This window comes from Nitrobacter sp. (assembly GCF_051535235.1).
GTDB lineage: Bacteria > Pseudomonadota > Alphaproteobacteria > Rhizobiales > Xanthobacteraceae > Nitrobacter.
This window is the reverse complement of record NZ_JBPPLZ010000008.1, coordinates 57,733-72,772: the sequence shown is the minus strand read 5'-3', so window position 1 is coordinate 72,772 and position 15,040 is coordinate 57,733. Positions and strand designations below refer to the sequence as shown.

The window sequence follows — 15,040 nt, the reverse complement described above, 5'->3', positions numbered from 1 at the left end:
CGTTATCCCGCGGTGCGCGGCGTTCCGTAAACGGCATCCGCGCGCTTTTCGAATGCCGACGCGAAACGCTGGAATGCAGCATCGAACATCGCTCCCATCAGCATCGCCAGCATCCGGCTCTTGAAGTCATAGCTGATGAAAAACCCGACGTCGCAGCCTTGGTCTGCTTTCGGTTCAAACGTCCAGCGGTTTTCCATGTGGCTGAACGGCCCCTGGAGATACTCGACGAGAATTTTGAGGTTCGGCCGATCGAGCGTCACCTTGCTCGTGAAGCTCTCGCGTACCAGCTTGAATGACACCGTCATATCGGCCACCACGACTTCCTTGCCGTCGGTCGCGGGCGTGCGCTGCCGTACCTTCAGTGACTGGCACAACGGCACGAATTCCGGATAGCGCTCGACATCCGCGACAAGATCGAACATCTGTTCCGAAGTGTATCGCACGCGGCGCTTGCTGGAGAACGTCGGCATCAGTGAACGCTCCCTGATGCGGAAAGATCATGCAGATAACGATCCGCATCAGACCGGCGCGTGAAGCGCATCAGGGTCTGATCGGAGCGCAAGCCTTCAAGAAAATCCACCAGTCGCGGCCGCTGTATCCGACGAAAGGTCCAGACATAATGGAAAAAGTCGGCATCGAACCTTTCCGGGCAATCCAGCGCCATCTCCGGCCGCACCCGCCCATAGCTGGTGATAATTCTGATCATGACGCCGATCATACAGGTCCTGCGCGGCAGATCGAGCCAGATCGCCGTGTCGGCGAGATCGCGCCGTAACCTTCCAGCATGCGAGAGATAGTTGCCGTCCATGATCCAGCGCGGCGCATTCGCCGCAGCGGCCACGCGCGCATCGAATTCGGCATCCTCGGATGGCATCCATCCGGGCTTCCAGTAAAGGGCGTCCAGAGAGATCGTGGGGATACCCGTGATCGCCGCGAGTTTGCGCGCGAATGTGGATTTGCCGGCCCCTGACGATCCCATGACGAGAATGCGATGCATAAAACGCGCGACTAGCGCACCAGCGCGGCGCGCGCGGCCTGCAGCTTGGCAAAATCCTCGCCGGCATGATGCGACGAGCGCGTCAGCGGGCTCGCCGACACCATCAGAAATCCCTTGGTGTATGCGACGGTCTCGTAGCCGGAAAACTCCTCCGGCGTCACATAGCGCATCACGGCGTGGTGCTTGCGGGTCGGTTGCAGGTACTGCCCGACAGTCAGGAAATCGACATCCGCGGATCGCAGGTCGTCCATGACCTGCAGCACCTCATGCCGCTCTTCGCCGAGCCCGACCATGATTCCGGACTTGGTGAAGATCGTCGGATCGATCTCCTTCACTCGCTGCAAAAGGCGGATGGAATGGAAATAGCGCGCGCCGGGCCGCACCGTCAGGTAACGCGACGGCACGGTTTCGAGGTTGTGGTTGAAGACGTCGGGCTTCGCCGCCACGACTTTCTCAAGCGCGCCGTTCTTGCGCAAAAAATCCGGCGTCAGGATTTCGATCGTCGTCGCGGGGCAGCGCTCGCGGATCGCGCGAATGGTCTGCGCAAAATGCTCCGCGCCGCCGTCGTCAAGGTCGTCGCGATCGACAGAGGTGACGACGACGTGTGCCAGCCCCAGCTTGCGTGTCGCCTCGGCGACATATTCGGGTTCGGACGATTCAAGCGCGCCGGGCATTCCGGTCTTGACGTTGCAGAAAGCGCAGGCCCGCGTGCAGGTGTCGCCCATGATCATGAAGGTGGCGTGCTTCTTGTCCCAGCACTCGCCGATGTTCGGGCAGCCGGCCTCCTCGCACACGGTGACGAGGCCGTTCTCCTTGATGATCCGGCGCGTATCCGCATAGCCGCGCGTGTTCGGCGCGCGCACGCGAATCCAGTCCGGCTTCGGCGGCGACGGCGCATCGGGCCGATTGACCTTTTCGGGATGGCGCGGCCGGACGGGGTTGGCAGAGACGGTATCGAGGACGACGACCATGAATGATCCGTTGTACGGGAAACTTTAGGTAATCCGCCCGGCGGAGCACTGCAACCCGCTTCGCCAGATCGGTCTAATATGTAACATATCCGACTGCGTACCGCCCGCCCCATTGCCGCATGAAAATGACTTCAAGCCTGACATTCGACAGCCCGGACCCGCCTGCTCTCGGCAAGCCGCTCCATCGCTCGTTTTTCGGGCGCAGCGTGCATGAGGTCGCGCCCGAACTGATCGGCGCGACGCTGCTGGTGGACGGGGTCGGCGGCATCATCGTCGAGGTGGAGGCCTACCATCACACCGAGCCGGCGGCGCATTCCCATCGGGGGCCGACGCCGCGGAACATGGTGATGTTCGGTCCTCCCGGCTTCGCCTATGTCTATCGCTCCTACGGCATCCACTGGTGCGTCAACTTCGTGTGCGAAAAGAACGACTCCGCGGCCGCCGTTCTGATCCGCGCCCTGCAACCGACCCATGGCATTCCGGCGATGCGGCGGCGGCGCGGGCTGCACGACGAGCGCCTGCTGTGTTCGGGGCCGGGCAAGTTGTGCCAGGCGCTCGGCGTCTCGATCGCGCACAATGCGCTGCCGCTCGACGCGCCGCCGTTCGCGGTTTATCGGCGCACCGATTCGGTCGAAGTCGTCACCGGCGTGCGCATCGGCATCACCAAGGCCGCCGACCTGCCATGGCGATACGGATTGAAGGGTTCGAAATTCCTGAGCAAGCCGTTCAGGAACGTTGCGTCCTGAGATCGATCATCAGCGGGAACACGACCATCGGCACGACGGCAAGACCGATCGGCACGAATGCGAAAGCGGCGTTCCCTGTGATATCCCAGACCATCCCGCTGACGATCGAGATCAGCATCGCGATGCCGTAACCGATGGTGAACATTCCCGCGGACATGCGCGGCACGTCCTCCGGCGCAACGAGCAGCGCCGGCAGCGTCAGCACAAGAGTCAGGCCCACGGCGCAGGTGCAGCCGACCAGCGCCGCCGCGCCTACGATTCCCCACAAGTTCGTGGTGATGGCGACGCCCGCAGCGCCGATCAGGCCGAGAACGCCAGTGAGAACGAGCGGCCATTTCCGTCGCTCCAGCCGACCCGCGACGACCATGAGAAGGATCGATCCCGGCAACTGTCCGAGGTTGAGCGCCGACAGCGCCGGCCCGATCAGGTCGGTATGGCCGGTTTGCAGCAGCAGGCCGGGCAGGAATGCGTTCGTGCAGAAATAAAGCTGGTTGTTCGCGCTGGCGACGAGACCGACTTTCCAGAGCAGCGGATCGCGCCAGTCCGGCATCCAGCGGCCGTGCCGGGCCGCTACGCCCTCTCCGCCCGGGCGTGCGATGAAGACGACCAGTGCGATCGCCGCCGAAGCAAACGACCAGAGTTCGAGGCTCGCGCGCCATCCGCCTCCCAGCAAGGGGACGACGATTGCCGCGAATACGACGGGAAAGATTTCTCCGCACAGCAAGCCGTTGGTGTAGACGGCGGTGGCGAAACCGATCCGGTGAGGCACCCATTGCCGCACCAGCGGCGGCAGCGCCGGTTGCATCAGGGCCACGCCAGCCGCCATCACCGCGGTCGCGGCGAACAGCGTCATCGCATCGATAGCGAAACCGCGCAGCGCCGACCCTGCGCTGGCGACCAGGACGCCGACCACCAACGCCTTGATCGCGCCGACGCGAGCGATCAGCAGCGATCCGGGGACCGCGATCAGTGCGAACAGGCTGACCGGAATGGCGTTGAGAATACCGACCTCGGTTCCGGACAGCGCAAGATCCGAAATGATGGCCGCCAGCACCGGCGGCACCGCGAGGATCGTAAGCCGCAGCCCGACGCCGCTAAGCCAGAGCAAGCTCAATGGGCGCAGTGACGACGACCGCGTTGCGCTCACTCAGCAGCCTTCAGACGCTCCAGCGCATCGACGAACTTCGCCTTGCGCGCGCTTGCTGCTTCCCGCTTTTCCTTTTCATCCTCGACAATGTCTTCGGGCGCGTTGGCGATGAAACTCTCATTGCTGAGCTTCAAGTCGACCCGCACGATATCGGCATCGGCCTTGGCGATCTCCTTCTCCAGACGTGACCGCTCGGCGGCGAGATCGATGACGCCCTTCAGCGGCAGCGCGGCGACTTCACCGCGGATCAGCAGTTGCACGGCGCCTGCCGGCGCACGGTCTGCAAACGAGATGTCCGCGAGCCGGGACATTCGCTTGACGACTTCGCTCCAGCGCTGCGCTCGCGCCTTGCTCTCGACGGATGCGCCTGCGAGCACCAGCGGCGTCAGCGTCGCAGGCGGAATATTCATCTCGGCGCGAACCGAGCGGATGGCGGTGACGAGATCGACCACCCAGCCGATCTCGGCCTCCGCCGCATCGTCGCGAAAATAAGGTTTCGACGGATTGGCAAGCGGCTCCGGCGCGGAATAAGGATCGCATGCGACCGCTTCGAGCAGCGCCTGCTGCTGGTCGGTGAGTTCGGCCTTGACCGGCCACGGAGACAGCGTCAGCAGTTGCGCGCGCGCCGATGTCACCGCCCACAACTCCTCGGTGATGAACGGCATGAACGGATGCAAAAGCTTCAAAATTTCATCGCGCGCCCACGCGACCATGGCGCGGGTCTCGGACTTGGCGGGTCCGTCCTCGCCGATCAGAACGGGCTTTGCGAGTTCGAGATACCAATCGCAGTAGACGTTCCAGACAAAGCGGTAGATTTCGCCGGCGGCGTCATTGAAGCGATAGGCTTCGATAGCCGCGGTGACTTCGCTCGTGGCGCGCGCGCTCTCGTGAACGATCCACCGGTTGAGCGTTTCCTTCGCGGCGGTCGGATCGAACCGAGCGGGAACGGCGCACTCGTTCATTTCCGCGAAACGGCAGGCGTTCCAGAGCTTGGTCGCGAAATTGCGATAGCCTTCGACCCGCTGCGACGACAGCTTGATGTCGCGGCCCTGCGCCGCCATCGCCGCGAGCGTGAAGCGCAGCGCATCGGCGCCGTATTTGTCGATCAGATGCAGGGGATCGATCACGTTGCCTTTCGACTTCGACATCTTCGCGCCGCTCTCGTCGCGGACCAGCGCGTGAATGTAGACCTTCGGGAACGGCGCTTCCTTCATGAAGTGGAAACCCATCATCATCATTCGGGCGACCCAGAAGAAGATGATGTCGAAACCGGTGACCAGCACGTTGGTCGGATAGTAGCGTTTCAATTCCGGCGTCGCGTCGGGCCAGCCGAGCGTCGAGAACGGCCACAGCGCCGAAGAGAACCAGGTGTCGAGCACATCCTCGTCGCGCGTTATGAAGCCATCGCGCTTTGCCGGGTCGCTCGCCATTTCTGCGCCCTGCTCCGCGGTGATGATGCCTTTTTTGACATAGTAACCGAGCGCATGGCCGACCGCTTCGTCCTCCGTTTCCGCGACGAACACCTTGCCGTCCGGACCATACCAGGCCGGAATCTGGTGACCCCACCAGAGCTGGCGCGAGATGCACCACGGCTGGATGTTCTCCATCCAATCGAAGTAGGTTTTCTCCCAGTTCTTCGGCACGAACGTGGTTTCGCCCAGGCGCACGGCCGCGATCGCCGGCTGCGCCAGTTGCTTGGCGTCGACGTACCATTGATCCGTCAGATAGGGTTCGATGACCGCGCCGGAACGGTCGCCGTGCGGCACCATGTGCGCATAAGGCTCGACCTTTTCGAGGAAGCCGAAATCTTCGAGGCGCGCGACGATCGCCTTGCGCGCGGCGAAACGGTCGGTGCCATGCAGTTCCTCGGCCAGCATCAACGCGCCTTCGGGCAGGCCGCGCAGATAATCCTCGTTGTCGGATAGCGCCAGCCGGCCTTCGCGATCGAGCACGCCGATCTGCGGCAGGCGGTGGCGCTTGCCGACCTCGAAGTCGTTGAAGTCATGCGCCGGAGTAATCTTGACCGCGCCGGTGCCTTTTTCCGGATCGGCATAGTCGTCGCCGATGATCGGGATGATGCGACCGACCAGCGGCAACACGACATTGCTGCCGATCAGGTGCTCCAGCTTCTCGTTCTCCGGATGAACGGCGACGGCGGTATCACCCAGCATGGTCTCGGGCCGCGTGGTGGCGACGACGATATAGGTCGAACGGTCATCCGGATTGAAGCTCTTGCCCTCGATCGGATAGCGCAGATACCACAGACTGCCCTTGATCTCGATCTGCTTGACCTCCAGGTCGGAGATCGCGGTGAGCAGCTTCGGGTCCCAGTTGACCAGCCGCTTGTCCTTGTAGATCAGGCCGGAGCGATGCAGTTCGACGAACACCTTGGCGACCGCGCGCGACAGGCCCTCATCCATGGTGAAGCGCTCACGCGACCAGTCGCAAGAGGCCCCCAACCGCTTCAACTGGTTGACGATGACGCCGCCGCTTTCCGCTTTCCACTGCCAGACCCGATCGAGAAACCTGGCGCGGCCCATCTCGCGGCGGCCGGGCTCCTTCCGCTCCGTCAACTGCCGCTCCACCACCATCTGCGTCGCAATGCCGGCGTGATCGGTGCCGGGTTGCCACAGCACGTCGCGGCCGCGCATCCGCTCGAAGCGGCACAATACGTCCTGCAACGTATTGTTGAGCGCGTGACCCATATGCAATGAGCCGGTAACGTTTGGCGGCGGGATGACGATCGTAAACGGCTCGGCGTCGCGGCGATCCGCCCGCCCGGCCTTGAACGCGTCGGCCTCTTCCCAGAGACGGGACATGCGGGTTTCAATATCGGCGGGCTGATAGGTCTTTTCGATCATGGCAATGCAATCACACCGGGGTGCCGTCTCGGGCAAATTCGCAGAAATGAAGAGCGTCTGACCGCTAAAAGCCTTTCAGCGAGCGGCAAGTCAACACGACCGCCGAATAAACCGGCCTGGGTTGGGGGGATGCCGGCCTCAAGGTCAGGCAGGTCACCGCCGAAGGGCGGTTCCGGGAACAGGTTACGGGCGGCCCCGCGAGACCCGCTCGATTTCGGTCTTGACGATGCGCTCGACCAGTCCCGGCAGGTTGTCGTCGAGCCAGGACTTCAGCATCGGGCGCAGCATCTCCTTGACGAGGTCCTCAAGGGTGCGGGCATTGTTGCTTAAAACCGTGGTGGCGAGTGAATTGAAGGCTGTCTCGACCGCCGAAACCGTCGAATGCGATAATATTTGCGCTGTCGGCGCGGCGTTCCGGGCGGCTGGCCGTTCGCCGGCGCCCGGACCGGGTCGGCCGGCCGGAGCCGCCTCCTCAAATTCCAGATCGTCCTGCGGTTCGACCTTCTGAAAAGCGGCCTGCGCCGGGGACGGGACGGCCATCTCGTCGGTCAGTTCAAATACCCCCTCATCGACCGGGTCCTGGGCTTGAGCCGGACGAACCTCCTCCTCGGTGGTTGCCGCATCGAGATTCGCGAGCAGCGCATCGATGTCGTCCTGACTGTTGTCGGCAGTCGGCTTCGGCGCGATCGTCATCGTCACTGGAGGAATTGCGGTCATGGCAGCCGACTTCGCAGGAGCGGCCGGTTTGGAAGCAGGAACCGGCTGGGGTTTCGCGATGGTCGCATCCGCGGCCGCTGTCTTCGCGGCTGCCGCGGGCTTTTCGTCATCCGCGATGATGCGGCGGATCGACGCCAGAATCTCCTCCATGGAGGGTTCTTGGACCTTTGCAGGCTGCGTCATGTCCAACTCCAAATCTTCGCGGCCCGCGCCAGCGTCCTGGCATCAAGCGATAGAGGAATTCCCGGTCCTGGATGCGGGCTCGGATTTCGATCGCAAACCCGATTTGTCCCCGGATCAGGCGCTGCGAATCGATGCCGATATCAATTCCCCGCCCCAAACTTCCGCAGCAAGCCTGTCAGCATCCATAACGCACGAATCGTTTCGCGGCCTCATGCAAAGGTATGGCACGGCAACAATTGATTGCAAGCAAAGGGCTGTGGACACGCCCCCGTCAGCGCATGATCACTGGCCGTCCGGCGTACGCACGCCGGCCCAACTGTCACGAACCTGGTGATAATGGACACTCGGGTCGTAAACGGTGGTGTTCAGCTTCAGCACCTGCGGCGACAGCCGCCCGACGGCATTCAACACGGCGTAGGACGCGACGACGCGATCATGTTGAGCCGTCACCAGCGCCACCCGCGCATTGACGAGCGTCTGTTGCGCATTCAACACATCGAACGTGGTCCGCTGTCCGGCCTTGGCCTCTTCGCGAATGCCGTTGAGCGCGACTTCGGACGCTGTGACCTGCGCCTGCGCCGATACCACCTGCGACTTGCCCGCCTCGAGCTGGCCCCATGCCTGCACCACGCTGGCGCGCGTCTGGTCGCGGACCTGTTCGAGCGTGAGCCGTTGTTGCGCCAGCGTTTCCTTCGACTGGCGGATCAGCGAATACTCCGCTCCGCCCTGATAGATCGGCACCGATACCTGCGCAATCGCGGATGCAAAGAACTGCTTCTGTACCGTGAGTTGCTGTGCGTAGCCCTGCTGCACGTTGGCCTGGAGACTTACGGTCGGGAACAGCGCGCCCTCGGCCACCTTGACCTGCAGGTGGCTGACGTCGATGCCGTACATCGCGGCGGTGACGTTGGGATTTTGGGTCAGGCCGAGATCCACCGCGCCTGCGAGCGACGCCGGCAGAAAACGATCGACTGGCGATCCCGGCGCCAACTGTCCCGGCTCGTTGCCGACGATGCGGCGAAAATTCGAACGCGTCGTCGTGAGAGTGGATTGGGCCGTCATAAGCTGGGTGTGACCGGCGGCAAGCTGAGCCTGAGACTGCGCAACGTCGGTGCGGGTGACCTCGCCGACATTGAAACGATCACGCGTCTGCTTAAGCGTCTCCTCGAGTACGCGGACGTTGCTGCGCTGGACTTCCACGATGGCGGAGTCGCGCAAATAGTCCATGTAGATGGTTGCCGCAGCGAGCAGGACGGTTTGTTCGAGAACCCTCAAGCCTTCGCGCGACGCCGAAACCTGTCCTTCTGCCGCCCGGGTCTTGTTGGAAGTCTGGAAGCCGTCGAACAAGGTCTGCGACACCGTGGCGCCGACAGCCGCAGGCGCCTGTGCGCCGTGAAGCGACTGCCCCGGGCCTCCCGGCACGCCTTGCGTGGCATCGGTATACTGATAACCGCCGCTCGCCGTTATGGCGACCTTCGGCCGGTAGCCGGACAGAGCCTGCGGCACATTTTCGTCGGTCGCGCGCACCGAGGCGCGCTGTGCGTTGAGCTGGGGATTGGTCTGGTAGGCGCGCACCAGCGCCGCCTCGATCGTGTCGGCGAGGACCGGTGTCGTCACCCCCGACAACGCCGTCATAACAACCAGTGCGGCAGCCCCGGTCAGCAGTCTCACACCACACATCCGCCGAGTTCCATTTCTTTTCCGAGCGTCAAGGCCGCCTTTGCCTTAGCGCCGGACCCCCTCAAGTCAATTTGTCCCCGCACAAGCATATTCGCCGCCAGAGCAAGACGGAACCCCTTGCGGGCGATCTCGATCGAAACTCTCTGGCTGGGGCATCGCGGCCACACCTGATGCACTGGACCGGAACTGTGGCCGAATTAAACCAACCGCTCTTCGCGATTCCTGGTTTTTTGTGACGCGAAAATTAAAGGCTTCCTCACTCCTCCGAAATCAAGGCAACGCAGGTAACACCCTGATTTCAATCTTGTTTGCGTTTGAGAATGTCGCGCCCCGGAAGTTCATCTCATGGCTTAAGCGCAGATGACAATGGCGGTGGTGAGCGCGACGCTGCTGATTATGCCGCGCCCCTGCCCTTGCGAGCCGCCAACCGCACGAGATCGATTCCGGCATCGGCTAATCCACGTCTTCGACCGCACCCGGCGAGATGCCGAAGGCCTTCTGCGCCAGCGTCGCCGCCATGAATTCATCGAGGTCGCCGTCGAGCACACCAGACGTATCTGACGTCTGCACCCCGGTTCGGAGGTCTTTCACCATCTGATAGGGCTGCAGGACGTAGGACCTGATCTGATGGCCCCAGCCGATATCGGTCTTGGCCGCCTGATCCGCGGCCGCCTGCTCTTCCCGCTTCTTGAGTTCGATTTCATAGAGTCTCGCTCGCAGCATGTCCCAGGCTTGCGCCCGGTTCTTGTGCTGCGAACGCCCGGCCTGACAAACGACCGCGACACCGCTCGGAATGTGCGTCAGCCGCACCGCCGATTCAGTCTTGTTGACGTGCTGGCCGCCAGCACCGCCGGAGCGCATGGTATCGGTGCGGACGTCGGATTCCTTGATGTCGATCTTGATGCTGTCGTCCACCACCGGGAAGATCGCCACGCTCGAAAACGACGTGTGGCGACGTGCGTTGGAATCAAACGGCGAGATTCTGACAAGACGGTGCACGCCTGCCTCGGTTTTGAGCCAGCCATAGGCGTTGTGACCGCTGACCTGGATCGTTGCCGACTTGATGCCGGCCTCTTCACCGGGCGTTTCTTCCAGATATTCGACCTTGAAACCGCGATTCTCGGCCCAGCGCGTATACATGCGCAGCAGCATCGCGGCCCAGTCCTGGCTTTCGGTGCCTCCGGCGCCGGCATGAACCTCAAGGTAGGTGTTGAAGCGATCCGCCTCGCCCGAGAGCAGCGCCTCGAGTTCGCGGCGCGCGACTTCCTTTTTGAGAGACTTCAGGGCGGCTTCGGCTTCCTCGACGACGGCCTGATCGTTCTCGGCCTCGCCGAGTTCGATCATCCCGATCTGATCCTCGAGTTCGCCCTCGACCTTGCCGATACCGGTCAGCGAATCCTCCAGCGAGGTCCGCTCCTGCATCAGCTTCTGCGCCTTTTGGGGATCGTTCCAGAGATCGGGATCCTCGGCGAGCTTGTTCAGTTCAGCAAGGCGCGCGGTTGACGTTTCGACGTCAAAGATGCCTCCTCAGCAGCCCGACCGACTGCTTGATCTCTTCGACAAGTCTTTCGATTTCAGCGCGCATGGCTTCTCTGGTCCGCGTCTCATGACCTCGTTCGACGGTCGCAGGTGATGTAGCCGCGACGGCTGCAAAGCGCAATCGCGATACAGCGTGATCCAAACCGAACAGCCGCGCGCCGGCGCAAAGCGGCGCTGGGCACTGGCGCGGCGTCCGTAAATGATCGGAACAGACTTGTTAGTACAGCCCGCCCGTTCCGGGCCGGAACAGGCTGCGGTCGGCGTCGGGAAGCGGCTGCGGCTGACGTCCGTCAGGATCCGCCACACCGATCACGGAATAATTGTCGGGCGGCGCTGTGCCGGGCTTGAAGGCTTCGAGGATGGTCCTGCCGGTATCGCCGGGACCGGCGCGCATGCCGGTCTTGGCATCGACGCGAACCAGCTTGATGCCGGGAGGCGGAGAAAACGGGGTGGCTGGCTTGTCGGCAAGCGCGATCTTCATGAAATCGCGCGCGATCGGCGCCGCCAGATGTCCGCCGGTCGCGGTGCGGCCGAGGTTGCGCGGCTTGTCGTAGCCCATATAGACGCCTACGACGAGATCGGGCGAGAATCCGATGAACCAGGCGTCCTTCTGATCGTTAGTGGTGCCGGTCTTGCCGGCGATCGGCTTGCCGACATCGCGCATGACCGTGGCGGTGCCGGCCTGCACCACGCCCTCCATCATGGAGGTGATCTGATAGGCCGTCATCGAATCCAGCACCCGCTCGCGGTGGTCGATCAACTGGGGCTCGGGCTGGTTCTTCCAGCCCTCCGGGGCATCGCACCCGCGGCACTCGCGCGTGTCGTGCTTGTAGATGGTGTGGCCATAGCGATCCTGAATGCGGTCGATCAGGGTCGGCTTCACGCGCCGGCCGCCATTGTCGAACATCGAATACGCGGTCACCATCCGCAACACCGTAGTTTCGCCGGCCCCAAGCGCGTAGGACAGATAGTTCGGCAATTCGTCATAAACTCCGAAGCGCTTGGCATATTCGCCGATCAAGGGCATGCCGATGTCCTGCGCCAGCCTGACCGTCACGGTGTTGAGCGAGAGCCGCAGCGCATTCCGAAGCGTTTGCGGGCCGTAGTATTTTTCCTTCGAATAGTTTTCCGGTCGCCACACGCCGGAGCCCTGCCCCTGATCGATCTCGATCGGCGCGTCAACGATGACGGTCGACGGCGTATAGCCGTTGTCGAGCGCCGAGGAATAGACGATCGGCTTGAATGAGGAGCCCGGCTGCCGGTAGGCCTGCGTCGCGCGATTGAACTGGCTCTGATCGAACGAGAATCCACCGACCATTGCCAGCACACGGCCGGTCCTTGGGTCCATGGCGACCATCGCGCCAGACACGAGAGGCAATTGCCGCAACCGGTATTCACCCTCGACGATCTTGCCGTCCTTGCCGATCAACGGATCGGCATAGATCACGTCGCCGGGCGAAAGCACCTGTGACACTTTCGTTGCCGTATGGCCGCGCGCCGGCCCCGAAAGGGCTTTGGCCCACTTCACCCCATCGAGCGTGATCAAGCCCGTTTGCCGCTCTTTGCTCACGGCGCCGCCCAACTCGCGGCCAGGCTGAAATCCGATCCGTGCAGACTTGTCGTCGGACTCCAGGACGACCGCCATTCGCCAGGGCGCGATGTCGGACAGCGATTTGACATCGGCGAGTTTCACGCCCCAGTCATCGGAAATGTCGAGCTTGCTGATTGCGCCGCGCCAGCCCTGGGCTTCGTCATAGTTGACGAGGCCATTGGCCACGGTCTTGCGCGCAACCGCCTGCAATTTCGGGTCGAGCGTGGTGCGGACCGACAGCCCCCCTTCGTAGAGTTTCTTTTCGCCGTAGCGCTCGAAAAGGTCGCGCCGGACTTCCTCGGCGAAATATTCGCCGGCAAAAGTATGCGCTCCGTTGGCGCGGCTGGTGACGATCAGTGGATCCTTGCGGGCCTGCTCGGCGTCGGCCTGCTTGATCCAGCCGTTCTCCAGCAGCCGGTCGATGACGTAGTTGCGGCGCTCGACCGCGCGTTCGTGATTCTTCACCGGATGCAAGGTCGAGGGCGCCTTGGGCAGGGCCGCGAGATAGGCTGCCTCGGCGACGGTCAATTCATTGACCGATTTATCGAAATACACGAGCGATGCGGCCGCGATGCCGTAAGCGCCGAGGCCGAGGTATATCTCGTTCAGGTACAGTTCGAGGATCTTGTCCTTGGAATAGGCCCGCTCGATCCGCATCGCGAGCAAGGCTTCCTTGATCTTTCGGGTGAAGGAAACTTCATTGGTCAGCAGGAAGTTCTTGGCAACCTGCTGCGTGATCGTGGAAGCGCCCTGCGGACGCTTGTTGGAGCCGTAATTCTGGGCGTACAGCAGCGCTGCGCGCAGCATGCCGGAATAATCGATGCCGCCGTGCTCGTAGAAATTCTTGTCTTCCGCGGCCAGGAAAGCGTTGATGACCAGCTTCGGCACCGCCTGTATCGGCAGGTAAAGCCTGCGTTCCTTGGCGTATTCACCGAGCAGCGAACCGTCCGACGCATGGACGCGCGTCATCACCGGCGGCTCGTAGTTCTGAAGCTGGGAATAGTCCGGCAGGTCCTTGGAAAAATGCCAGATCAGCCCTGCCGCTGCCGCGACGCCGACCAGAAACAGGATCGTTCCCGCCGCAAACAGGAAACCGACGAATCGCAGCAGCAAGCGCATTATCGAATGTCCGTTTCGTTGCCGGCCGCCGGGCAATATGGCGGCGAGTCCGCGAGCCTTATTTTTCGTCGGTTGATGCGTTCGTTCGTCGAAGCATCCGCCGGAGAGGAACTCCGGTTGTGGCCGATTCTGCGAACTTGCGACAACTTTTCTATAGAGCGGCCGCTGTGGCCAAACTAGGGCTTCAATGGGCCAGGCCCAGCCGAAACCACTCTTTTCGCAAGGAACGCCTCAACCGCGTTCGCAACCGAACGAACCGTTTTGGAGCGCCAGTCATCAGATACCATTTGACGGAGGTCAGCCTTGTTGGAGACGAACCCCAGTTCGATCAATACCGACGGCACATCGGGCGCCTTGAGGACCCTGAACCCGGCCGACTTCAGCGGGTGCTTGTGCATCCGCATGGTCGTTTGCATCTCGCTCATCAACAGCCGGGCGAAGCGGTTTGAAAACGTGCGCGTTTCCCGCTGCGCGAGGTCGATCAGGATATCGGCGACGTCGGTCGGCTCCTCGGTCAGGTTGACGCCTCCGATCGCGTCGGCCTTGTTTTCGGCTTCCGCCAGCCGCTCCGCTTCGACGTCTGATGCCTTGTCCGACAGTGTGTAGATCGTCGCGCCCCGGGCATCGCCCTCGCGGCGCGGCAGCGCGTCCGCATGGATCGACACGAACAGCGCGGCGCCATTGGTTCGGGCGACACGCACACGCTCGGCCAGCGGGATGAAGGTGTCGTCGGTCCGGGTCATAATAACGTGATATTTGCCGTCCTGCTCGATGCGATCACGCAAAGCCACGGCAAAGGCCAGCACTAGATCCTTTTCCGTCTCTCCCGTCGAAGCCTCGGTTCCGTTGTCGATTCCGCCATGGCCCGGATCGATCACGACCACGGGACGCGTGTCCGAAGGCGTCGCGGCCGTGGTCGAGCCGGTCGCCTCGACGGCCGCTTCGGGGGAAACCGCACCTCTCAACCCTTCGGAACTGTTTGACGCCGCCAGCAGGCGATTGAACTCAGCCCGGTCGACAGCCTCCAGTTCGACCACCAGGCGGGGCGGCTGACCGTTTGCTGCATCGAGCACATAGGCCTTTTCGATTTTCGCGGGACCCGCGAGATCGAAGACGATCCGCGATCCGCCGGGCATCACCAGCCCGTAGCGAAACGCCTTGATCAGACCGCGTCCGTCAGCGCCGGCATCGGGGGCCAGGCGGAAGCTCACCTGTGGGATGTCAATGACGACCCGGTAAGGATTGGCCAGCAAAAAGGGATGGATATCGATCTTTTTGTCCAGATCCAGAATGAAGCGGGTCTGTTTCGCATCGCCCGCGAGCCGGACCTCCGAGGCGACCGGAAAATCCCCCGCAACCTCGGGGCGATCACGGTCGTTTCCGGCGGCGAGTGAAGCCGCGCCGGAAAGAAACAGCGCAGTGGCGCAGAGCCAGATGATTCCCAGATTTGCGCGGCTCGCCAACGAACCCATGCCTCCGAGCTGCATTT

At 62.6% G+C, this 15,040-nt stretch carries 11 protein-coding genes; 1 reads left to right on the top strand and 10 read right to left on the bottom strand.

The genetic code is table 11. The features are described from left to right. Positions 1-2: 2 nt before the first annotated feature. The 3 genes from ACS3WA_RS12095 to lipA are packed head-to-tail and all read right to left on the bottom strand — an operon-like array spanning position 3 to position 1,968. Positions 3-470 (bottom strand): type II toxin-antitoxin system RatA family toxin, encoded by a 468-nt coding sequence (locus ACS3WA_RS12095; RefSeq protein ID WP_438278758.1) that lies wholly within the window; start codon positions 468-470, stop codon positions 3-5. Continuing rightward, the gene (locus ACS3WA_RS12090; protein WP_438278757.1) at positions 470-997 is read right to left on the bottom strand and encodes a DNA topology modulation protein; all 528 of its coding nucleotides are present in this window, start codon (positions 995-997) and stop codon (positions 470-472) included. Before ACS3WA_RS12090 ends, ACS3WA_RS12095 begins: the two co-directional genes overlap by 1 nt. Positions 998-1,008: 11 nt before the next feature. After that, complete coding sequence (lipA, locus tag ACS3WA_RS12085; protein ID WP_438278756.1) at positions 1,009-1,968, bottom strand: lipoyl synthase; 960 nt, start codon at positions 1,966-1,968, stop codon at positions 1,009-1,011. 119 nt (positions 1,969-2,087) lie between these two features. Between lipA and ACS3WA_RS12080 the strand changes: the two genes are divergently transcribed. Next, positions 2,088-2,714 carry a DNA-3-methyladenine glycosylase gene (locus ACS3WA_RS12080; RefSeq protein WP_438278755.1) on the top strand — a complete coding sequence of 209 codons (627 nt, stop codon included), beginning with the start codon at positions 2,088-2,090 and terminating at the stop codon, positions 2,712-2,714. Here the strand turns inward: ACS3WA_RS12080 and ACS3WA_RS12075 are convergent. The 7 genes from ACS3WA_RS12075 to ACS3WA_RS12045 form a co-directional block, all read right to left on the bottom strand. Next, positions 2,695-3,861 carry an MFS transporter gene (locus tag ACS3WA_RS12075; RefSeq protein ID WP_438278754.1) on the bottom strand — a complete coding sequence of 389 codons (1,167 nt, stop codon included), beginning with the start codon at positions 3,859-3,861 and terminating at the stop codon, positions 2,695-2,697. The genes ACS3WA_RS12080 and ACS3WA_RS12075 overlap by 20 nt on opposite strands. After that, positions 3,858-6,722: a valine--tRNA ligase gene (locus ACS3WA_RS12070; protein WP_438278753.1), complete on the bottom strand. Its 2,865-nt coding sequence runs from the start codon at positions 6,720-6,722 to the stop codon at positions 3,858-3,860. Before ACS3WA_RS12070 ends, ACS3WA_RS12075 begins: the two co-directional genes overlap by 4 nt. Before the next feature lie 183 nt (positions 6,723-6,905). Then, positions 6,906-7,622, bottom strand: a complete 717-nt coding sequence (locus tag ACS3WA_RS12065; protein WP_438278752.1) for a PopZ family protein — start codon at positions 7,620-7,622, stop codon at positions 6,906-6,908. A 282-nt stretch (positions 7,623-7,904) separates the two neighbouring features. Continuing rightward, a complete protein-coding gene (locus ACS3WA_RS12060) occupies positions 7,905-9,302 on the bottom strand; it encodes a TolC family outer membrane protein (protein ID WP_438278751.1) in 1,398 nt (465 codons plus the stop codon). 453 nt (positions 9,303-9,755) lie between these two features. Beyond that, positions 9,756-10,887, bottom strand: a protein-coding gene (prfB, locus tag ACS3WA_RS12055; protein ID WP_438278750.1) for a peptide chain release factor 2 whose coding sequence is annotated in 2 segments (ribosomal slippage) — positions 9,756-10,817 and positions 10,819-10,887 — 1,131 coding nt in all. Because the reading frame shifts where the segments join, the coding sequence is not laid out codon by codon here. A 171-nt stretch (positions 10,888-11,058) separates the two neighbouring features. Next, positions 11,059-13,551, bottom strand: a complete 2,493-nt coding sequence (locus ACS3WA_RS12050; RefSeq protein WP_438278749.1) for a penicillin-binding protein 1A — start codon at positions 13,549-13,551, stop codon at positions 11,059-11,061. Between the two features lie 176 nt (positions 13,552-13,727). Beyond that, positions 13,728-15,014 (bottom strand): N-acetylmuramoyl-L-alanine amidase, encoded by a 1,287-nt coding sequence (locus tag ACS3WA_RS12045; protein WP_438278825.1) that lies wholly within the window; start codon positions 15,012-15,014, stop codon positions 13,728-13,730. Positions 15,015-15,040 lie beyond the last annotated feature (26 nt).

Bases quoted from the DNA above. Each gene is read 5' to 3' on its own strand.
- ACS3WA_RS12070 (WP_438278753.1), bottom strand. From the start codon at position 6,722: ATGATCGAAAAGACCTATCAGCCCGCCGATATTGAAACCCGCATGTCC.
- ACS3WA_RS12060 (WP_438278751.1), bottom strand. From the start codon at position 9,302: ATGTGTGGTGTGAGACTGCTGACCGGGGCTGCCGCACTGGTTGTTATG.
- ACS3WA_RS12095 (WP_438278758.1), bottom strand. From the start codon at position 470: ATGCCGACGTTCTCCAGCAAGCGCCGCGTGCGATACACTTCGGAACAG.
- lipA (WP_438278756.1), bottom strand. From the start codon at position 1,968: ATGGTCGTCGTCCTCGATACCGTCTCTGCCAACCCCGTCCGGCCGCGC.
- ACS3WA_RS12080 (WP_438278755.1), top strand. From the start codon at position 2,088: ATGAAAATGACTTCAAGCCTGACATTCGACAGCCCGGACCCGCCTGCT.
- ACS3WA_RS12090 (WP_438278757.1), bottom strand. From the start codon at position 997: ATGCATCGCATTCTCGTCATGGGATCGTCAGGGGCCGGCAAATCCACA.
- ACS3WA_RS12065 (WP_438278752.1), bottom strand. From the start codon at position 7,622: ATGACGCAGCCTGCAAAGGTCCAAGAACCCTCCATGGAGGAGATTCTG.
- ACS3WA_RS12050 (WP_438278749.1), bottom strand. From the start codon at position 13,551: ATGCGCTTGCTGCTGCGATTCGTCGGTTTCCTGTTTGCGGCGGGAACG.